The sequence below is a fragment of the Plantibacter sp. VKM Ac-2876 genome, from assembly GCF_015350715.1.
Taxonomy (GTDB): Bacteria; Actinomycetota; Actinomycetes; order Actinomycetales; family Microbacteriaceae; genus Plantibacter; species Plantibacter auratus.
The window spans coordinates 875,943-890,147 of record NZ_JADKSI010000002.1 but is presented as its reverse complement, the minus strand read 5'-3'; the positions used below and the strand labels follow the sequence as shown (position 1 = coordinate 890,147).

Here is a 14,205-nt window from a genome sequence, read left to right as displayed (position 1 = left end):
GTCAGCCGGCCTGGGTTCCGGCGGCGACCGGCGGCTTCGCGGCGAGCATGCGCTCGAGTGACAGGCGGGCCGGGACGGCCACGTCGTCGGAGACGCTGATGCGGTTGAGCACCTCGCCCGCGACGAGTCCTTCGAGCACCCAGGCCAGGTAGCCGGGGTGGATTCGGTACATCGTCGAGCAAGGGCAGATCACGTCGTCGAGGCAGAAGATCGTGTGCTGCGGGTACTGCGCGGCGAGGCGCTGCACCATGTTGATCTCGGTGCCGATCGCGAACGTGGTGCCGTCGGGCGCCGCCGCGATGGCCTTCTGGATGTAGTCCGTCGATCCCGCCTCGTCGGCGGCGTCGACGACCGCCATCGGGCACTCGGGGTGCACGATGACCCGGACGCCGGGGTGCTGCGCCCGGGCGCGGTCGATCTGGTCGACGGTGAACCGCTTGTGCACCGAGCAGAAGCCGTGCCACAGGATGACCTCGGCCTGCTCGAGGTCGGTCGCCTCGTTGCCGCCGAGCGGGCGGTTCGGGTTCCACATCGGCATGTGCTCGAGCGGCACGCCCAGCTTCTTGGCGGTGTTCCGACCCAGGTGCTGGTCCGGGAAGAACAGGACCCGCTGTCCGCGCTCGAAGGCCCACCGGAGGACCGTCTCCGCGTTGCTGGACGTGCAGACGATCCCGCCGTGCCGACCGCAGAAGCCCTTGAGTGCCGCCGAGGAGTTCATGTAGGTGACGGGGATGACCGGTACCCGGCCCTCGGCGTCGGGTTCGGTCCCGTAGAGCGCCTCGAGAGCCTCCCACGCCTCCTCGACCTGGTCGATGTCCGCCATGTCGGCCATCGAGCATCCGGCGGCGAGGTTCGGGAGGATCACGGCCTGCTCGGGTCCGGACAGGAGGTCGGCGGTCTCGGCCATGAAGTGCACGCCGCAGAACACGATCGCCTCGGCCTCGGTGCGTGCCTTGGCCGCGTTCGCGAGCTGGAAGGAGTCGCCGATGTAGTCGGCGTGCTGGACCACCTCGTCCCGCTGGTAGAAGTGTCCGAGGATCACGACGCGGTCTCCGAGGGTCTGCTTCGCGGCCACGATGCGGCGGTGGAGCTCGTCGTTCGAGGCGTCTCGGTAAGCGACCGGGAGTTGTCCCTGTCGCGGCGAACCGGTCGGGATGACGTCGCCCATCGACGCGCCGGGGCCGTAGCTCGGCGGCTGCAGGTCGAACACCCAGGGCCCGGCCGCGAGTTCGGGCGCGCAGGTCGCGCCGTCGGACACACCCTCGGTGATCTGCTGGATGGTGTCGTCGACGGATGCGGTGATGGTCATGCTGGCTCCTCGGACTGCTGACGGGTGGTCGGGGTGGACGTCGTGGGCCTGCGGCTCGTCGACCGGCCGGGCGACGGGGTCTCCGGTCGGGTGACGGGCTGGGTCCACCGGTAGAGCCGCGCCGGGCGGTGGCGCCCACCGGTACGGAGTTCGTCGGTCTGCAGGACGAGACCGGAGGACTCGACCTGGCGTCGGAAGTTCGCGGGGTCGAGCTGCTTCTGCAACACCGCCTCGTGCACCTCCCGGAGTTCGGAGAGGGTGAAGGTCTCGCCGAGGAAGGCGTGCGCGATGTGGCTGTACTCCAGCTTGTTGCGGAGCCGCCACAGGGCGTACTCGACGATGTCGCGGTGGTCGAAGGCCAACGGGGGGAGTGCGTCGGCCGGGAACCACCGGACGTTCTGGCCGAGCCGGGTGCGCTTCGCCTCGTCGGACCCGACGAGCGCCCAGTAGACGATCGAGACGACGCGCTCGGCGGGGGAGCGGTCGAGGTCGCCGAACGCGTACAGCTGCTCGAGGTACCTCGGGCGGAGGGAGGTGGTCGTCTCCAGGGTCGACGAGGCCGCGTCCGCGAGGGACTCCGCGGCACCGAGCGGGCCGCCCGGCAGTGCCCAGAGGCCGTCGTAGGGCTCACGGATGCGCCGGACGAGCGGGAGCCAGATTCCCGGCTCCGGGTCGGTCGCGCCGAACCCGTCGTCGGCTCGCAGCGTGAAGATGACGGTCGAGACCGCGAGGCCGACCTGCGGGTCCGTCTGCTCCGCGGGAGTCGTCGATCGCTGCATGGGGGATCTCCGTGTTCCGGAGCACCGGCGGCACTTCAGGTAGAAATGACCTGTACTCGATACAGGCTTAGTGTACACCTGACTCGAACAAGGTCCTGCGCCGAGGCGACCACTCGCGATATGCTGGCGGCTCAATCGAACATCGGGCCGCAAACACGATGCGGGAGAGCCGGTACGCCGGCACCGAAGGAGCAAGCCTCCCCGCCAATCTCTCAGGTCCTGTACCGCATCGGACTGGCCACTCTGGAAAGCAGCGCACGTTCGTGGTGCGCTCGCCGACGGTGAAAGCAGTGTCCGCAGCAGCGGCGCTCGTGAAGCTCTCAGGCCAATGACAGAGGGGGAGTTCCCAACGGGCGCCGTCAGGTGTCCGCAGCGCACCACGCGACCCCGGAGAACTCGTGACCGACCTCGAACGAACCAGCCCGCTCCATGCCGTCCACGAAGCCGCCGGCGCGAGCTTCACGGACTTCGCCGGATGGCAGATGCCCGTGCGGTACTCGAGCGACCTCGCCGAGCACCACGCCGTGCGCACCGCCGCCGGCATCTTCGACATCTCCCACATGGCCGAGATCCAGGTCGTGGGCGACGACGCAGCCGACTTCCTCGACCAGGCGCTCGCGGGCAAGCTGTCCGCCATCGACCTGCTCCAGGCCAAGTACTCCCTGCTGCTGAACGAGGCCGGCGGCATCATCGACGACCTCGTCGTCTACCGCAACGGCGAGCACGAGTACCTCGTCGTCGCGAACGCGGGCAACCACGACGCCGTCGTCGCAGCGCTCACCGAGCGGGCCGCGGCGTTCGAGCACGTGGTCGTCATGGACCGCAGTGACGAGATCGCGCTCATCGCCGTCCAGGGGCCCGCCTCCCGCGCCATCCTCCAGGCGACCGATGGGCTCCACATCCTCGACGAACTGCCCTCCCTCGACGAGGTGAAGTACTACCGCGCGACGGGTGCCTCCTTCGAGAACGGCACGGTCTTCATCGGGCGCACCGGCTACACCGGCGAGGACGGGTTCGAGCTGTACGTCGACGCGGCCGACGCCGTGGAGCTGTGGAACGCCATCGTCGCCGCCGGGACACCGCTCGGACTGGTCCCCGCCGGGCTCGCCAGTCGCGACACGCTCCGCCTCGAAGCCGGAATGCCGTTGTACGGCCACGAGCTCGGTCCGGACATGCTGCCCATGCAGGCCGGACTCGGCCGCGTCGTCGCACTCGGCAAGCACGGCACGTTCATCGGTCGCGACGCCGTCGAGGCCGGCCCGGCGGACGGCGCACCGGTGCTCGTCGCCCTCGTCTCCGAGGGGCGTCGCGCCGGTCGTGCCGGTTACCGCGTCCTCGCCGGCGACACGACCGTCGGCGAGGTGACGAGCGGGGCGCTGTCGCCCACCCTCGGACACCCGATCGCCATGGCCTACGTGCACCCCGACCACGCCGAGCCGGGCACCATGCTCGACATCGACGTCCGCGGCACGCGGATCCCCGCGACCGTCACCACGCTCCCCTTCTATTCGAGAGAGAAGTAACCCATGGCCGACAAGACCACCCTCAAGTACACCGCCGAGCACGAGTGGATCCGCGTCGAGGGCGATCTCGCCGTCATCGGGATCACCGACTACGCCGCCGAGAAGCTCGGTGACGTCGTCTTCGTGGACCTCCCCGCCGTCGGCGCGGCGCTCTCAGCCAGCACCGTGGTCGGCGAGATCGAGTCCACGAAATCCGTCGGCGAGCTCTTCGCCCCACTCGACGGCGAGGTCGTCGAGGCCAACGACGCCGTCGTCGACGACCCGTCGCTCGTCAATAGCGACCCGTTCGGTGCCGGCTGGCTCGTCTCGGTCCGGTACGACGCGCTGCCCGACACGCTCCTCAGCTGGGACGACTACGCCGCGCTGGTGGGCGAGTGATGGCGGACCGCTTCGCAGAACGGCACATCGGAACCGACACCGCCGCCCAGGCGACGATGCTCGCCGCCGTCGGGTACGACAGCGTCGACGCCCTGCTCGCCGCGGCCGTCCCCTCCGCGATCACGGCCGCCGAGCTCGCCTCGTCGAGCATCCCCGACGCCGCGACCGAGCGGGCGGCGCTCGCCGAACTCCGTGAGCTCGCCGGCCGCAACACGGTGAACCGGAGCCTGATCGGTCTCGGCTACTTCGACACGATCACGCCGGCGGTCATCAAACGGAACGTGCTCGAGAACCCCTCGTGGTACACGGCCTACACGCCGTATCAGCCCGAGATCTCGCAGGGTCGCCTCGAGGCGCTCATCAACTTCCAGACGATGGTCGCCGACCTCACCGGTCTCGACACGGCCAACGCCTCGATGCTCGACGAGAGCACCGCGGTCGTCGAAGGCATGCTCCTCGCGCGCCGGGCCTCGAAGCTCGCGGACGCGACGTTCATCGTCGACGCCGACGCGTACCCGCAGACGAAGGCGCTCCTCCGGAGTCGCGCGGAAGCGGTCGGCATCGACCTCGTCGAGCTGCCGTTGTCCACCACCTCGCCCGAGGACCTCCCGGCGGCGTTCGGCGTCTTCGTGCAGTACCCCGGCGCCTCCGGGCTCGTGTGGGACCCGTCGGCGGTCCTCGCAGCGGTCAAGGCCGCCGGCGGCGTGTCGGTCGTCGCGGCCGATCTCCTCGCCCTCACGCTCATCTCCTCGCCCGGTTCCCTCGGCGCGGACATCGCGGTCGGGACGAGCCAGCGCTTCGGCGTGCCGATGGGCTTCGGCGGGCCGCACGCTGGGTACCTCGCGGTCCGCAAGGGCCTCGAGCGCCAGATGCCCGGTCGCCTCGTCGGCGTCAGCCAGGACGCGGCGGGTCACCCCGCCTACCGGCTCACGCTGCAGACGCGCGAGCAGCACATCCGCCGTGAGAAGGCCACGAGCAACATCTGCACGGCCCAGGTCCTGCTGGCGGTCATGGCCGCGATGTACGCCGTGTACCACGGGCCCGACGGGCTCAAGCGGATCGCACAGTCGGTGCACGCGACCACCGCGAGTGCCGCCCGTCTGCTGGGGTCGGCCGGTGTCGAGGTGCTCACGGAGCACTACTTCGACACCCTGCAGGTGCGCGTCGCCGACAGCGCAGCGGTGGTGGCGGGTGCGCACGAACGCGGCCTCCTGCTGTGGGCCATCGACGAGACGACCGTCTCGATGAGCTTCGACGAGGTGAGCGCGGTCGAGAGCGTCGTCCCGACCCTCGTCGAGGTGCTCACGACCGCTGGGACCGCCACCGCCGGAGAGCCGTCGGCATACGTCTTCGACGAGGGGTCCTCCGCCTCGGCGTTCGGTCCGAGTGCCGTGTCGGAGTACCCGGCCGCGCTCACGCGCGAGACCGAGTACCTGACGCACCCGGTGTTCAACACGCACCACTCGGAGACCGCCATGATGCGGTACCTCAAGCAGCTGGCCGACCGCGACTACGCGCTCGACCGCGGGATGATCCCGCTCGGTTCGTGCACGATGAAGCTCAACGCCGCCACCGAGATGGAGGCCGTCACCTGGCCCGAGTTCGCCGGGCTGCACCCGTTCGCGCCGCGTGAGGATGTCGCAGGCTCCCTCGAACTCGTCGACCAGCTCGAGACCTGGCTGGCCGAGGTCACCGGGTACGACTCCGTCTCGCTCCAGCCGAACGCCGGCAGCCAGGGTGAGCTCGCCGGCCTCCTCGCCATCCGCGGCTACCACCGCGCGAACGGCGACGAGCAGCGGACGGTCTGCCTCATCCCGTCGAGCGCGCACGGCACGAACGCGGCCTCCGCCGTGCTCGCCGGGATGCGTGTGGTCGTCGTCGCGTGCGACGAGCAGGGCAACGTCGACCTCGACGACCTCCGGTCGCAGATCGAGGCCAACGCCGAGTCCCTCGCCGCGCTCATGATCACCTACCCGTCCACCCACGGCGTGTACGAACACGAGGTGAAGACGATCACCCAGGCCGTGCACGACGCCGGCGGCCAGGTCTACGTCGACGGCGCGAACCTCAACGCGCTGCTCGGGTACGCGCGGTTCGGGGAGTTCGGCGGCGACGTCTCGCACTTGAACCTGCACAAGACGTTCTGCATCCCGCACGGCGGCGGCGGCCCCGGTGTCGGGCCGGTCGCTGCGAAGGCGCACCTCGCGCCGTTCCTGCCCGGTCACCCGCTGGCGCAGCGCGCCGAGCACCCGCTGCTCGGCGGCGGGACGGTCGTGCACGACGGCGGTCCGATCTCGGCGGCTCCCTATGGCAGCCCGAGCATCCTGCCGATCTCGTGGGCGTACGTCCGCATGATGGGTTCGGAAGGGCTCCGCGAGGCGACCGGGGCCGCGGTGCTCGCGGCGAACTACATCGCTGCGCGACTGCGCGACCACTATCCCGTCCTGTACACGGGCGACAGCGACCTCGTGGCGCACGAGTGCATCCTCGACCTCCGTCCGCTCAAGGAGTCGACCGGGATCTCCGTCGACGACGTGGCCAAGCGCCTCGTCGACTACGGGTTCCACGCGCCGACGATGTCGTTCCCCGTCGCAGGGACGCTCATGGTCGAGCCGACGGAGAGCGAAGACCTCACCGAGGTCGACCGCTTCATCGACGCGATGATCGCGATCAAGGCGGAAGCCGACGCCGTCGCGGCGGGCGAATGGCCTGCCGACGACAACCCGCTCGTCGGGGCGCCGCACACGGCCCAGTCGGTCATCGAGGGGGAATGGACGCACGCGTACTCGCGCGAGCTCGCCGTCTACCCGGTGCATACGCTCGTGCGCACGAAGTACTGGCCGCCGGTGCGTCGCATCGACCAGGCGTACGGCGACCGCAACCTGGTGTGCGCCTGCCCGCCGCCCGAGGCATTCGCCTAGCCGGTCCACGAGCACTCCCTCGCCCATTCGTGGGCGAGGGAGTGCTCGTTCACCCCGTGATGGGCGAAGGGATCGTCAGGAGGACGGCGTCGCGGCGAAGATCTCCGGCCACCAGGCGACGGCGAGCGGGAAGCCCGCGAACGAGATGATGTCGATGACCGTGTGGGCGACGACGAGGGGCATCACCCGACCCCAGCGCTTGTAGCACCAGCCGAACGCGATCCCCATGGCGACGTTGCCGAAGAACGGCCCGATGCCCTGGTACAGGTGGTAGCTCCCGCGGAGGACGGCGGTCGACAGGATGATCGTCCACCACCCCCACCCGATCTCGCGGAGCCTGGTGTACAGGTAGCCGATGATGATGACCTCCTCCTGGAGGCCGGCGCGGAGGGCGGAGAAGACGAGCATCGGGATCGTCCACCAGTACATGGTGTCGGGGAACGTCGAGACCGCGACCGTGACGCCGAGTGCGCGGCCCAACGCGTACACACCTATGCCGGGGACACCGATCGCGGCGACGAGGAGCAGACCGCGGCCGAGGTCGCGTCCGGGGGAGCGGAGGTCGAGTCCCATCCGCGCGAAGCCGCTGCGTCCGGGCCGCCAGAGCAGGTAGATGACGAGGGCGACCGGCGCGAGCTGGAAGAACAGCCCGAGGAACTGGTAGCTGAAGTCGAGCCACTCCCGGGTGGCCTGCGTGGTGTTGATCGCCGCCGATTGATCGGAGAGCGGTGGCCCGGCGGTGAGCTTCGCGATGAGCGAGATGATCGAGTACACCGCCGACGCCCCGAGGCTCAGCGCGAGGACGATGGCGATCTCCCACCACCGACGGCTGTGTCCGGCGCCCTCGGGGAGGTACGGTCCCCGCTCGGTGGTGTTCTGCTCGCTCACCGGTCCATTCTGCTATCTGGTGGCTCCGAGCGCACCGCATACCATCTGCACGTCCGCTCGGCGGATATCGGGAGATGAACGCCTTACGATTCGTATCTGGAACGAGGAGGCGACCGCACGAGTTTTGCGAACATGATCGTTCTGTTGCGTCGTGGGCGGGATCCGTGCACGAAAAAGCATCCGTGAGCAACAATCCGTCGATTGGGTTACCGCTGTGTAACGTTTGGCGTCCCAGTTTGCTCGCCGTCCTGCTTCTGCTTATCGTCAGAGTATTCAAAGAGCGATCCAGCGCACACGATGCGCTGGTTTCGCTTGCCCTTTCCCCAAGGAGGAACTGTGAAGTTCAGTCGGTTCGGCTCTGCCGCCGCCATCATCGCAGCAGGGGCTCTCGTCCTCACCGGTTGTTCCGGTGGCGGTTCCAGCAGCGAGAGCACCAGCAGCGCATCATCCATCATCACGACCAACGGCTCCGAGCCGGAGTCGGGCCTCATCCCGAGCGACACCAACGAGGTCGGTGGCGGAAAGATCCTCGACGAGATCTTCGCGGGCCTCGTCTACTACGACGCCAAGGGCAAGCCGGTCAACGACCTGGCTGAGTCGATCGAGACCGACGACTCGATCACCTTCACGATCAAGATCAAGCCGGACCAGAAGTTCACCAACGGTGACCCGGTTGACGCCGAGTCGTTCGTGAACGCTTGGCAGGACGCCGCGCTCCTCTCGAACGCTCGCAAGAACAGCTACTTCTTCGAGGACATCAAGGGCTTCAGCTACGACGCCGACCAGCCCCTCACCGGCCTCAACGTCGTCGACGACACGACCTTCACGGTCGAGCTCAACGAGGCTCGCTCTGACTTCCCGCTGCGCCTCGGATACTCCTCGTTCTACCCGCTGCCCAAGTCGGCGTTCGACGAGGCTGGCAAGGTCACGGCCGAGTTCGGTCAGAACCCGATCGGCAACGGCCCGTACAAGCTCGACGGCGAAAAGGCCTGGAAGCACAATGAGTCCATCGCGCTCGTCACCAACGACGAGTACAACGGTGGCCGCAAGCCGAAGAACGGCGGCGTGACGATCAACTTCTACGCCAGCTTCGACGCGGCGTACGCCGACCTGCTTGGTGGCAACCTCGACGTCCTGGACCAGATCCCCGACTCGGCCATCTCCACCTTCCAGGACGACCTGGGTGACCGCGCTGTGAACCAGCCCGCTGCCGTCTTCCAGTCCTTCACCATCCCGTCCCGCCTCCCGCACTTCAGCGGCGAAGAGGGTCAGCTGCGTCGTCAGGCGATCTCCTACGCGATCAACCGCAAGCAGATCACCGACGTCATCTTCGAGGGCACCCGCACCCCGGCGACCGACTTCACCTCGCCCGTCATCGACGGCTACTCGAAGGACATCCCCGGCAACGAGGTGCTGACCAACGACGACAAGAAGGCCAAGGAACTCTGGGCCGAGGCTGACGCCATCTCCCCGTGGGACGGCTCCTTCCAGATCGCATACAACGCCGACGGACCGCACCAGGCCTGGGTCGACGCTGTGACGAACAACATCAAGAACACGCTCGGTATCGAGTCCTCCGGTGTTCCGGTCGCCGTCTTCGGTGACTTCCGCGAGAGCATCACGAGCCGTCAGATCCAGACCGCGTTCCGCAGCGGATGGCAGGCCGACTACCCGGGTCTGTACAACTTCCTCGGCCCGCTGTACGCGACCGGCGCTTCCTCCAACGACGGCGACTACTCGAGCCCCGAGTTCGACAAGCTGCTGAGCGAGGGTGCGAGCGAGTCCGACCTGGATGCCGCGAACAAGAAGTTCCAGGAGGCCCAGGAGGTCCTGTTCAAGGACCTGCCCGCCATTCCGCTCTGGTACCAGAACGTGAGTGGTGGATTCGGCGAGGGCGTCCAGAACGTCGAGTTCGGTTGGAACTCCGTGCCCCTCTACTACGAGATCACCAAGTAATCTTGTAGACGGCACAACTGGGTGGGTCCGGTTCTTCCGGGCCCACCCAGTTTTCACGAGTTCAGGAGTCCCGCTTTGGGCAATTACATCCTCCGCCGTATCCTGCAGGCCATCCCGGTCCTGCTCGGTACGACGTTCCTCATCTACTTCATGGTGTTCGCCCTCCCGGGCGATCCCATCCTCGCGCTCTTCGGTGACCGGACCCCCAGCCCGGCCGTCCTCGAACAGTTGCGCGCGGAGTACAACCTCGACAAGCCGTTCATCGTGCAGTACTTCCTGTACCTCGGCGGCATCCTCACCGGCGACCTCGGTACCTCGTTCTCCGGGCAGCCGGTCTCCGAGATCCTCGCGCAGACCTTCCCGGTCACGCTCCGCCTCGCTGTCCTCGCCGTCTTCTTCGAGATGGTCGCCGGCATCACGATCGGGCTCGTCTCGGGACTCCGCAAGGGCGGTATCTTCGATGCGTCCTTCCTGGTCGTCAGCCTCATCCTCATCTCGCTGCCGGTCTTCGTGGTGGCGTTCATCGCGCAGTTCGTCTTCGGCATCCAACTCGGTTGGTTCAGGGTGACCGTCGGTGCCGGTGCGCCGATACAGGACCTGTTACTTCCGGCGCTCGTGCTCGCGACGATCAGCTTCGCGCAGATCACCCGCCTGACCCGCGGCGCCGTGATCGAGACCCAGTCGCTCGACTTCGTGCGCACCGCGGCCTCGAAGGGCCTCAGCCGTCGTCGCATCATCCCGGTGCACATCCTCCGTAACTCGCTGATCCCGGTCGTCACCTACCTGGCCGTCGACTTCGGTGTGCTCATCGTCGGAGCAACGGTCACCGAGGGCATCTTCAACGTGCCCGGTGTCGGTCGCACGCTCTACCAGGCGATCATCCGCGGGGAAGGGCCCACCGTCGTGTCCTTCGTAACCGTGATGGTGCTCGTTTATCTGCTCGTCAACCTGCTGGTCGACCTGCTGTACGCCGTGCTCGACCCGAGGATCCGCTATGTCAAGTCATGATCAGGAACCACAGATGAAGCGTTCATCCACGCACTTCGTCGCCCCGCTGGAGGAGACGCCGCTTGCGGTGATCGATGCTGTCAAGGTCGACGAGAAGCCGAGTAACCTCTGGACCGACGCCTGGGCATACATGCGCCGTCAGCCGATGTTCTGGATCTCGGCCGTGCTCATCGTCCTCGTCGTCGTCGTGTCGCTGTTGCCCGGCCTGTTCTCACACGTCGATCCACGGAGCTGCAATCTCGACAACAGCCTCGGCGACCCGTCGCTCGCGCATCCGCTCGGCTTCACGAAGCAGGGCTGCGACATTTACTCGCGGGTCATCTTCGGTGCCAACACGTCGCTCGCGGTCGGGCTCATCGTGACCGCGATCGTCTGCGTGCTCGGCATCAGCTTCGGTGCGTTGTCCGGCTTCTACGGCGGCTGGGTCGACTCGGTGCTCTCGCGCATCGGCGACATCTTCTTCTCGATCCCGTACATCCTCGCCGCGGTCGTGGTCATGTCGGCTCTCGCCGCATATCGCAGTGTCTGGACCATCTCCCTCGCGGTCGGACTGTTCGTCTGGCCGAGCGTCGCGAGAGTGCTCCGTGCTGAGATCCTGCGAGTGAAGAACGCGGACTACGTGCAGGCCTCCATCGCTCTCGGCGTCTCGCGGTTCCGGATCCTCGTGCGCCACGTCCTGCCGAACTCGATCGCCCCGGTCATCGTCGTGATCACGCTGTCGTTGGCCTCGGCCATCGTCGCGGAAGCCACGCTGTCGTTCCTCGGCGTCGGACTCGGCTCGGAATCGATCTCGTGGGGCGCGGACATCTCGCAGGCCCAGCGCGACCTCCGGACCGCTCCGCAAGTGCTCATCTACCCGTCCATCGCGCTCTCGCTCACCGTGCTCAGCTTCATCATGCTCGGCGAGGTTCTGCGCGATGCACTCGACCCGAAGGCGAGGGCACTCCGTTGAGCAGCCACACCCCATCGGCCGGCGCACGCACCGGGCAGCCGCTCCTCGAGGTCAAGGACCTCGAGGTCGGGTTCCGGACGCAGAGCGGTACCGTCCAGGCCATCCGTAAGACGAGTTTCACCATGATGCCCGGTGAGACGGTCGCGATCGTCGGTGAATCGGGTTCCGGTAAGTCGACGACGGCGCACGCCATCATCAACCTGCTCCCCGGGACCGGCAAGATCACGGGCGGCGAGATCCTCTTCGAGGGTCGCGACCTCTCCAAGCTCTCGCGCAAGGAGATCGAGGACGTTCGCGGACGCCTGATCGGTTTCGTGCCCCAGGACCCGATGTCCAACCTGAACCCGGTGTGGAACATCGGGTTCCAGGTCGAGGAGGCCATCCGTGCCAACGGCATCGCCCAGGGCAAGCAGGCCGTCCGCGCCAAGGCGATCGAGGTGCTCCAGCAGGCCGGCCTCTCCGACGCCGACCGTCGCCTGAAGCAGTTCCCGCACCAGTTCTCCGGCGGTATGCGTCAGCGCGTGCTCATCGGTATCGGTCTGTCGTCGAGCCCGAAGCTGCTCATCGCGGACGAGCCCACCTCGGCGCTCGACGTCACGGTGCAGCGGAAGATCCTCGACCACCTCGAGAGCCTCACCCGCGACAGTGGCACGGCGCTGCTCTTCATCACGCACGACCTCGGTCTCGCGGCCGAGCGTGCCGAGAAGCTCATCGTCATGTACAAGGGGCAGATCGTCGAAGCCGGTCCCTCGGTCGAGATCCTGCAGAACCCGGTGCACCCGTACACACAGCGTCTTGTCGCTGCGGCGCCGAGCCTCGCATCCCGTCGTATCCAGTCCGCGACCGGGTCGCTGGAGACGCTCGAGCACGAGGCCCCGGCCGGTTCAGAGGGGATCGACCTCATCGTCGCAGCGGAGCACCGTGCCGCCGCGCAGCTCGATCTCGCGAAGGTCGAGCCGGCGATCGTCGTCGACGACTTGGAGAAGGTGTACAAGATCCGTGGACAGAAAGGTCAGGCGAGCGAGCTGAAGGCTGTCGACGGTGTCTCGTTCCAGATCCCGAAGGGCACCACCATGGCCCTCGTCGGCGAGTCCGGTTCGGGCAAGTCCACAGTCGCGAAGCTGCTGCTCCAACTGGAGACTCCGACCTCGGGCAGTATCCGCATCGGTGGCAAGGTGATGGAGGGACTCGACCGCAAGGGCCTCCTCGCGCTGCGTCGGAAGATGCAGCCGGTCTTCCAGGACCCCTACGGTTCCCTCGACCCGCTGCGGAACATCGGCAACACGATCGCTGAACCGCTCGTCACGCACAAGGTGGGCGACAAGGCCTCCCGCCGTGCGCGCGTGCTGGAGCTCCTCGACCAGGTCTCGCTGCCGCAGGCGGTCGCGACCCGGTACCCGAACGAGCTCTCCGGTGGACAGCGTCAGCGCATCGCGATCGCTCGCGCACTCGCGTTGAAGCCTGAGATCGTCGTCCTCGACGAGGCGGTGTCCGCGCTCGACGTCCTCGTCCAGGCGCAGATCCTGCAGTTGCTCGCCGACCTCCAGTCGGAGTTGCAGCTGACGTACCTCTTCATCACCCACGACCTCGCGGTCGTGCGCGTGATCGCCGACAACGTCGCGGTCATGCAGAAGGGGAAGATCGTGGAGGCGTCGACCACGGACGACGTCTTCGAGAACCCGAAGCAGCAGTACACGCGCGAACTCCTCGACGCCATCCCCGGCGCCGGGATCGAGCTCGCGCTGTAACCGGCGCACCACGTCGAAGGGCGGTGCCGCGGAGTGATCCGTGGCACCGCCCTTCGGCGTTGAGGGAGGCGTCCGCCGGCCGCTAGCCGAGGAGCGCCGAGGCAATGCCCCAGAGGACGAGTGCGGCCGTGACGCCGAGGGCGACGACGTCCCAGCGTGAGGTGGCGAGGCGGTCGTCCTTCGGGTCGATCCGGCCCCAGCGTTCGTGTGCGCGGTCGATGAGGTCGACGGCCGTCGGACCCTCGTTCCCGGCGCGACCGGGTCGGCGGACACCTGCCGCGCGGTCCTGATGGTCGACCCCGCGTCGTCCGGCGCGTCCGCCGATCATGGACGGGCGGTCGAGACCGGCGCTCGGTGCGCCCCAGCTCGTGATCCTCCGACCGTCGCGGAGGAGCACCGTGAGCTGGTAGCGGCTCGTCGCCTCCTCCATGCGCGACCACGGGATGTCATGGAGACGCCCCACGTTCACGATGGTCAGCTGCGACGGCTCGATGACGATGCAGGGTCGGACGAGGACGAGGTAGACCAGCCACACGACGAGGAGCTCCCACGGGAGCGCCTGGACCGCGAAGCCCCAGGCCCCGCGGCCGACGGCGTCGATGATGAAGAAGACCATGAGCAGGGCGGTGACCCCGAGGATCCAGAAGCCGCTCGTGCTCCGCAGGGTGGTCCGATTGCCGGCGTTCGTCGCGTCGTTCACATCCACCATCCTTTCAGGCCGCCGACCCGCGGGGGCCGCGCGG

11 protein-coding genes and 1 riboswitch are annotated in these 14,205 nt (G+C 67.7%); of the genes, 7 read left to right on the top strand and 4 right to left on the bottom strand.

Annotation, left to right across the window (positions count from 1 at the left end; genetic code table 11):
- Position 1: 1 nt before the first annotated feature.
- Positions 2-1,309, bottom strand: a complete 1,308-nt coding sequence (gene nadA, locus ITJ62_RS10570; RefSeq protein ID WP_194601773.1) for a quinolinate synthase NadA — start codon at positions 1,307-1,309, stop codon at positions 2-4.
- Entirely contained in the window at positions 1,306-2,088 is a 783-nt protein-coding gene (locus ITJ62_RS10565; RefSeq protein WP_194601769.1) for an NUDIX domain-containing protein, read from the bottom strand. The genes nadA and ITJ62_RS10565 overlap by 4 nt, the downstream gene beginning before the upstream one ends.
- A 151-nt stretch (positions 2,089-2,239) precedes the next feature.
- Positions 2,240-2,325, top strand: a riboswitch (glycine riboswitch).
- 161 nt (positions 2,326-2,486) lie between these two features.
- On the opposite strand from ITJ62_RS10565, the gene gcvT reads away from it, so the two are divergent.
- The 3 genes from gcvT to gcvP are packed head-to-tail and all read left to right on the top strand — an operon-like array spanning position 2,487 to position 6,910.
- A complete protein-coding gene (gene gcvT / locus ITJ62_RS10560) occupies positions 2,487-3,611 on the top strand; it encodes a glycine cleavage system aminomethyltransferase GcvT (RefSeq protein WP_194601766.1) in 1,125 nt (374 codons plus the stop codon).
- A gap of 3 nt (positions 3,612-3,614) precedes the next feature.
- On the top strand, positions 3,615-3,989 hold the full coding sequence (gcvH, locus tag ITJ62_RS10555; protein ID WP_064296422.1) for a glycine cleavage system protein GcvH: 375 nt from the start codon (positions 3,615-3,617) through the stop codon (positions 3,987-3,989).
- The gene (gcvP, locus tag ITJ62_RS10550; protein ID WP_194601763.1) at positions 3,989-6,910 is read left to right on the top strand and encodes an aminomethyl-transferring glycine dehydrogenase; all 2,922 of its coding nucleotides are present in this window, start codon (positions 3,989-3,991) and stop codon (positions 6,908-6,910) included. Before gcvH ends, gcvP begins: the two co-directional genes overlap by 1 nt.
- Positions 6,911-6,985: 75 nt before the next feature.
- Here the strand turns inward: gcvP and ITJ62_RS10545 are convergent, their stop codons facing one another.
- Complete coding sequence (locus tag ITJ62_RS10545; RefSeq protein ID WP_194601760.1) at positions 6,986-7,798, bottom strand: CPBP family intramembrane glutamic endopeptidase; 813 nt, start codon at positions 7,796-7,798, stop codon at positions 6,986-6,988.
- A 336-nt stretch (positions 7,799-8,134) separates the two neighbouring features.
- Between ITJ62_RS10545 and ITJ62_RS10540 the strand changes: the two genes are divergently transcribed.
- The 4 genes from ITJ62_RS10540 (at position 8,135) to ITJ62_RS10525 (ending at position 13,462) form a co-directional block, all read left to right on the top strand.
- On the top strand, positions 8,135-9,754 hold the full coding sequence (locus ITJ62_RS10540) for an ABC transporter substrate-binding protein (protein WP_240555714.1): 1,620 nt from the start codon (positions 8,135-8,137) through the stop codon (positions 9,752-9,754).
- 75 nt (positions 9,755-9,829) lie between these two features.
- Positions 9,830-10,762, top strand: a complete 933-nt coding sequence (locus ITJ62_RS10535; RefSeq protein ID WP_153303412.1) for an ABC transporter permease — start codon at positions 9,830-9,832, stop codon at positions 10,760-10,762.
- A gap of 13 nt (positions 10,763-10,775) precedes the next feature.
- Positions 10,776-11,714 (top strand): ABC transporter permease, encoded by a 939-nt coding sequence (locus ITJ62_RS10530; RefSeq protein WP_192005235.1) that lies wholly within the window; start codon positions 10,776-10,778, stop codon positions 11,712-11,714.
- Positions 11,711-13,462, top strand: a complete 1,752-nt coding sequence (locus ITJ62_RS10525) for an ABC transporter ATP-binding protein (protein ID WP_079002093.1) — start codon at positions 11,711-11,713, stop codon at positions 13,460-13,462. Before ITJ62_RS10530 ends, ITJ62_RS10525 begins: the two co-directional genes overlap by 4 nt.
- 82 nt (positions 13,463-13,544) lie before the next feature.
- Here ITJ62_RS10525 and ITJ62_RS10520 read toward each other — a convergent pair whose 3' ends face one another.
- Positions 13,545-14,162, bottom strand: a complete 618-nt coding sequence (locus ITJ62_RS10520; protein WP_194601754.1) for a hypothetical protein — start codon at positions 14,160-14,162, stop codon at positions 13,545-13,547.
- Positions 14,163-14,205: the final 43 nt, after the last annotated feature.

Bases quoted from the DNA above. Each gene is read 5' to 3' on its own strand.
- nadA (WP_194601773.1), bottom strand. From the start codon at position 1,309: ATGACCATCACCGCATCCGTCGACGACACCATCCAGCAGATCACCGAG.
- ITJ62_RS10565 (WP_194601769.1), bottom strand. From the start codon at position 2,088: ATGCAGCGATCGACGACTCCCGCGGAGCAGACGGACCCGCAGGTCGGC.
- gcvH (WP_064296422.1), top strand. From the start codon at position 3,615: ATGGCCGACAAGACCACCCTCAAGTACACCGCCGAGCACGAGTGGATC.
- gcvP (WP_194601763.1), top strand. From the start codon at position 3,989: ATGGCGGACCGCTTCGCAGAACGGCACATCGGAACCGACACCGCCGCC.
- ITJ62_RS10530 (WP_192005235.1), top strand. From the start codon at position 10,776: ATGAAGCGTTCATCCACGCACTTCGTCGCCCCGCTGGAGGAGACGCCG.